The sequence below is a fragment of the Pseudomonas fluorescens genome (assembly GCF_902497745.1).
Taxonomy (GTDB): Bacteria; Pseudomonadota; Gammaproteobacteria; order Pseudomonadales; family Pseudomonadaceae; genus Aquipseudomonas; species Aquipseudomonas fluorescens_BM.
This window is the reverse complement of record NZ_CABVHJ010000008.1, coordinates 1-5,988: the sequence shown is the minus strand read 5'-3', so window position 1 is coordinate 5,988 and position 5,988 is coordinate 1. Positions and strand designations below refer to the sequence as shown.

Below are 5,988 nucleotides of genomic sequence, written 5' to 3'. Positions count from 1 at the left end.
GGGATGCGCTATACATATAGGCCTGTTGTACTTTTCCCACCAAAGACCATATCTGTTCGGATTTGATGATTGGGCCATAAGTGCACCCATCTTGTAATGTTATGATTTGTACTTTTGCGCTAACGATTTGATCTATCAACGAAATCATCTGCATCTCTGGAAGGCGACCAATCCTGTCGATAGCCTCAACAAGGATCACGTCCCCTTCTTTGATTTCACCTTGGTCGATGGCTTCAAGTAACTTCCCAAAGCCATGCTTTAAATGATCGCCTTTAGAGGCTGAGCGACCAAGGTCTTCAAACTTTTTTGGATAAATTTGGTAGCCTTTGTTGTTTTCAATCCATTCAGATATTAATTCTTGTTGTCTGGATAAGCTGCTTCCTTTACCTTGTTTTGTGCTTGAAAAACGGGCATAGCCAACCGCGTAGGGCATATTTCACCTTCGTGATGTTTTTATGGGTCGAAGTTACCGTCGATGTCAGTCGACGATGCTTGTAATCGTGAGTTTTTTTCGCTTGGAGATGAAAGATTTATAACACGGGATACGGCCATTCTAAACATTCAAAAGAAATATAATGACCTGCTTGCTGATATCTTGGGCAGGCGTTCGTAGTGGTAATGCAGATATTAGCGAGTTCAAAGCCGCCAGCACCGCCCTGAGCCTGATTGCCAAGTACCATTCCCACGTCGACCTGATCAACATGATGTCGCGTCTGGCCCGGGAAGAACTGGTGCACCACGAGCAGGTCATGCGCATCATGAAACGGCGCAAGATCGAACTGCGCCAGCTGCATGCCGGCCGTTACGCATCGGGTTTGCGCAAGGTTGTGCGCAGCCATGAGCCGGTGAAACTGGTCGATACGCTGGTGGTCGGCGCGTTTATCGAAGCGCGCAGTTGCGAGCGATTCGAAGCGCTGGTGCCGCATCTGGACGAAGAACTCGGCAAGTTCTACTTTGGCCTGCTGAAAAGCGAGGCGCGGCATTTTCAGGGTTATCTGAAGCTGGCTTATCAGTACGGCGATGCGAAAGATATTGCCCAGGTCATCGACAAGGTCCGCGCCACCGAGCAGGAACTGATCGAGTCGCCGGACGACGAGTTTCGCTTCCACAGCGGCGTGCCTGCCACCGCATGACTCCGTGTAGGAGCTGCCGAAGGCTGCGATCTTTTGCTTTTGAAGAAGCCGGATCAAAAGATCGCAGCCTTCGGCAGCTCCTACAGATGTAGCGATCAGTGCATGAGTGTTAAAAACTCTTAAGAGTATGAAACATCACCAAAAACCGGCCCCAGCGGCCGGTTTTTGCTGCCTGAAACAAACGCCACCCCCACGAAAGCCGCCATAATGCCGACCACTTCACACAAGGGCGGCAGACGGTCGTTATGGATAACCTGGGTTTCGGCAAAGTCTTGCTGGTGGAAGACGATGAACGCCTCGCTGCGCTGATTGCACACTTTCTCGAACAACACGGCTACGAGGTGCGCACGGTGCATCGTGGCGACCTGGCCGTGGCTGCCTTTCTGGAATTCAAGCCGAAAGTCGTGGTGCTCGACCTGATGTTGCCGGGGCAGAGCGGTTTGCACGTATGCCGCGAGATTCGCAGCGTGTCGGACACGCCGATCGTTATCCTGACGGCCAAGGAAGACGATCTCGACCATATCCTCGGTCTGGAGTCCGGCGCCGACGACTACGTGATCAAACCGGTCAAACCACCGGTGTTACTGGCCCGGTTGCGGGCGCTGCAACGACGCCAGATGCCGGACAGTAACGTGGTCAGTTTTCTTGAGTTCGGCCAGTTGAGCATTGACCGCAGCTGTCGTGAAGTGCGGCTGGCGGGCGAGGTCATTGAAATGACCACCATGGAATTCGAGCTGCTGTGGTTGCTGGCCAGCGCGGCGGGCAAGGTGCTGTCGCGCGATGACATTCTCAATCGCATGCGCGGGATTGCCTTCGACGGGCTCAACCGCAGCGTCGATGTGTACATCAGCAAGCTGCGCAACAAGCTCAAGGACAACCCCCGCGAGCCGATGTGTATCAAGACCGTGTGGGGCAAGGGTTATCTGTTCAATCCGTTTGCGTGGGAGCTGTAGATGCTACGGTTATTTCTCGGGCTGTTTCTGGTCATGACGATTGGTCTGGTGCTGGCGTTGCAGACGGTTGAACGCACCTTTGATGCCTTGCTCGATTATCAGATGCAGGACTACAACCGCGAGGCTGTGCGGGGACAAGCGTGGACGCTGGCTCAGCAGTTGCGTGACCTCGACGGCCCGGCCCGGGAAAAGCAGCTGGAAACCATTCGCCCCCATTACGGTTTGGGGCTGACGCTGGTCGATACCTCTGAACTGGCCCTCAGCGACGAGGAAAAAGTCGAGCTGGCCAAAGGGTTGCTGGTGATCCGCGACAAGTACAGCCAGTACATTTCCGCGATTGATGAGGGGCCGCAGTTGCTCAGCATCCGCTTGCCGGCCGAGCCGAGCCTGATGCCGTTCTACATCGCCGCCGCCTACCTGATGATCGCCGTGCTGATCGGCATCGTGCTGTTTTTCTGGGTACGTCCGCACTGGCGTGATCTGGAGAAACTGCGTCTGGCCGCCGAGCGTTTCGGCGATAACGACCTGTCGGTGCGCATTCAATTGTCGAAACGCTCGAACATCCGCGATCTGGCCGAGCACTTCAACCTGATGGCAGCGCGCATCGAAGGGCTGATCGCCAATCAGCGGGAACTGACCAACGCCGTGTCCCACGAGCTGCGCACGCCGATTGCGCGGCTGTCGTTTGAGCTTGATCAGCTCAAGCAGCAGTCGGATCCCAGCCAGAACCGCGAGCTGATTGCGGATATGTATGCCGACCTCGGCGAGCTGGAGGAAATGGTTTCGGAACTGCTGACCTACGCCAGCCTTGAGCGCGGCGCGACGGTGATCAAGCGTGAAAACATCCAGGCTGCCAATTGGCTCGACAGTGTGGTCGGCAGCGTGGCGTTGGAGGCCGAAGCGGCCGGTGTGCAGTTGTTGATTGGTGATTGCCGGCTCGACACCGTGCGCATCGAGCCGCGATTCATGGCGCGAGCGGTGATCAATCTGCTGCGCAATGCGATTCGTTATGCCGAGCAGCGGGTTGAAGTGACGCTGGTGCGCGCGGGTGATTATTACGAAGTGCGGGTCAACGACGATGGGCCGGGCGTGCCGCTAGACGGGCGGGAGAAGATCTTTGAGCCGTTTTCGCGACTGGATGCCAGCCGGGATCGGCGTACGGGTGGGTTTGGTTTGGGGCTGGCGTTGGTGCGACGAGTGTCGCAGTCCCATGGCGGGCAAGTTGAAGTGGGCGATTCGCCTTGGGGCGGGGCGTCGTTCCGGATGACCTGGGCGCATCTGGATTGAATGCCGTTGCCTGCGCCGGCCCCTTCGCGAGCAAGCTCGCTCCCACATTGGATTTGTGAGCGCCGCAGATCACTGTGGGAGCGAGCTTGCTCGCGAAGGGGTCAGTTCAATCAGCATTTTTGCGGCTGACCCACCGCTATCGCGAGCAGGCTCACTCCTACAGGGTTTTGTGTCTTGCTCAAAATTTGTAGGCAGCGCAGACCCCCTGTAGGAGCGAGCCTGCTCGCGATGGAGCCATCCGTGGCGCCGTCAATTCAAGGTTTGTTAACGGTCAGAAATCCCACTTGGTCGTCAGCATCAAATTGCGCGGCTCACCGTAGAAAGTAGTATCGAAGTTGCCCAGGCCGGTCAGGTAGCGCTTGTCGAACACGTTGTTGGCGTTGACCGTGAAGCTCAGGTGCTCGTTGTACTGATAGCGGCTCATCAGGTCGACGAGGGTGTAGCCGCCTTGTTTGATCCGCGTGTAGTCGCCGGCCGGGGCGCTGTAGATTTTGCCGTAGAACGCACTCTGCCAGCTCACGCCGCCGCCGACGGTGACTTTGTCCAGCACGCCGGGCAAACGGTAAGTGGTGAAGGTGCGCACCGTATGTTCAGGCTTGGTGGTCGACAACGGATAACCGTACATGCGCTGTTCATCGGCATCACGGGTGCGCGCATAGGTGTAGCCGGCGGAGACGTTCCAGCCTTCGGCCAGTTCGCCGGCCAGTTCCAGCTCGACGCCTTTGGTGGTGGCGCCATCGATGGCTTTATAGATGCCTTCGTTAGTCACAGCGTTGGTGCCGATCGACTCGGCAACGCCGTCCTGCTCGATGCGGAAGAACGCCAGGCTGGCGTTGAGGCGACCGTCGAAATACGCCGCTTTCAAACCGGTTTCGTAGCTGTCGCCCTCGACCGGCGCGAGGGTCGAACCGTTGGCGTCCTTGTAGGTCTGCGGCTGATAAATACTGGTGTAGCTGGCGTACAGCGAGTAGGTGTCATCGAGGTCATAAATCACCCCGGCGTATGGCGTGACCACGCCGTGTTCCTTGTAACTGGTGTGGGTGTCGTCGAGGCCGGCCCCCGGGTTGTAGCGATAGTCTTCGTTACACTTGAAGGTGCTCAAGCGGCTGCCGAGGATCACCGAGAGATCGTCGGTCGGGCGCAGGCGCGTGGCCAGATAAATACCGTTCTGGCTCTGGGTGCGCTCGTACTTGCCGTTTTTCGGGAAGTCCTGTTTCGGCAGATTGCCGTCCCAGTCGTAAATGCTCCCCGGTACTTCGGAAAACGCACTGGTGTCGTAGGTCGACCCGGTCTGGCGCGAGTGCGAGGTCATCACGCCAGCGATCAGTTCATGCTCGCGACCGCCCAGTGTGAACGGGCCGGAGACGTTGACGTCAGCGGTGTTCTGTACACGATGACCTTCCCAGCGCCCCCAATACATGAACATGCCTTCACCCGTGGCGCGGTTCGGGTTGCCGCCGCTGGCCGAGGCCAGGCGCGTGTCGTGATCGGTGGTTTTCTGGTCGAGGCTGACCTTGAATTTCCAGTCGTTGGCCAACGCCTGTTCCAAGGATGCGAAGTAGGTGATGTTGTCGAAATCGCGGCGACTCCAGTCGGCCGCGGAATTGAAGTGGCGCCCGAAATCAGTACGCCCGCCATCGGTGAAATACACCGGGTTGCCAGTCCACGACGAACCCCGTGGTGTGGTGCTGGATTTATCGACGCCGAAGGTCAGCAAGGTGTCGTCGCTCATGTCGGCTTCGAGGATGCCGTAGAACAGGTCTTTGCGCTGGCTGTAGTGATCCAGGTAAGAGTTCTGATCGGAATAGGCACCGACGAAACGTCCGCGCACGTTGCCCGATTCAGTCAGCGGACCGGAAATATCACCGACGGTGCGGTAGGCATCCCACGAACCAACGGTGCCGCTGATCGAGGCTTTGAACTCTTTGGTCGGCTTCTTGCGGATCAGGTTGACCGTGGCCGACGGATCGCCGGAACCGGTCATCAGGCCGGTCGCGCCTTTGATGATTTCGATGCGATCGATGCTCGCGGCGTCGTCGCCATTGTTTGGGTTCTCGCCGTACACGCCGTCGTAGGGGATGTTGACGCCGTCGTACTGGAAGTTGGTGATCGCCAGGCCGCGGGCGGAAAATTCAGTACGGTCGCTGTCGTACTTCTGCATGGATATGCCGGGGGTATTGCGCAAGGCATCGCCGACACTTTGCACGCCGCGATCGTCCATTTGCTGACGGGTAATCACCGTCACCGACTGCGGTGTTTCGCGGATCGACAGCGGCAGGCCGGTGGCCGAGGACATGGCGCCGGTAGTGTAGGAACGGGTGTCTTCGGTGGTAGCGCCGAGGCCCTGGGCGGAAATATTGGTGGCGCCGAGTTGCAAGGTCTGCTCGGTTTTTTCAGCGGCGTTGGCAGAAATGCTCAGCAGGGCCAGTGCCAACGGGCACAGGGCAAAACGGAAACGGACGTGCGACATGGAGATCCCTTTGCATCGAATCGATCGGTAGTTGAAGTGCTTCTGAGGGGTTAACCGAACGAGTGCGGGAAAAGGGAACTGAACAGCTCAAAGATTTAATGCCCAATGGAGTTGGCAATGTGGGAGCGAGCTTGCTCGCGAAGGC

5 protein-coding genes are annotated in these 5,988 nt (G+C 57.6%); 3 read left to right on the top strand and 2 right to left on the bottom strand.

Features of this window, described 5'->3' with window-relative positions:
* On the bottom strand, positions 1-433 hold a 433-nt coding region (locus tag F8N44_RS14125), incomplete at its 3' end, for a recombinase family protein (RefSeq protein ID WP_150650906.1).
* Positions 434-575: 142 nt separating this feature from the next.
* On the opposite strand from F8N44_RS14125, the gene F8N44_RS14120 reads away from it, so the two are divergent.
* The 3 genes from F8N44_RS14120 to F8N44_RS14110 all read left to right on the top strand — a co-directional run bounded on the left by F8N44_RS14120 (position 576) and on the right by F8N44_RS14110 (position 3,373).
* Positions 576-1,133 (top strand): tRNA-(ms[2]io[6]A)-hydroxylase, encoded by a 558-nt coding sequence (locus tag F8N44_RS14120; RefSeq protein WP_318182833.1) that lies wholly within the window; start codon positions 576-578, stop codon positions 1,131-1,133.
* Between the two features lie 245 nt (positions 1,134-1,378).
* The gene (locus F8N44_RS14115; protein ID WP_150650695.1) at positions 1,379-2,086 is read left to right on the top strand and encodes a response regulator; all 708 of its coding nucleotides are present in this window, start codon (positions 1,379-1,381) and stop codon (positions 2,084-2,086) included.
* Positions 2,087-3,373 (top strand): ATP-binding protein, encoded by a 1,287-nt coding sequence (locus F8N44_RS14110; protein WP_150650694.1) that lies wholly within the window; start codon positions 2,087-2,089, stop codon positions 3,371-3,373.
* Between the two features lie 271 nt (positions 3,374-3,644).
* Here the strand turns inward: F8N44_RS14110 and F8N44_RS14105 are convergent, their stop codons facing one another.
* Positions 3,645-5,843 (bottom strand): TonB-dependent siderophore receptor, encoded by a 2,199-nt coding sequence (locus F8N44_RS14105; RefSeq protein WP_150650693.1) that lies wholly within the window; start codon positions 5,841-5,843, stop codon positions 3,645-3,647.
* Positions 5,844-5,988: the final 145 nt, after the last annotated feature.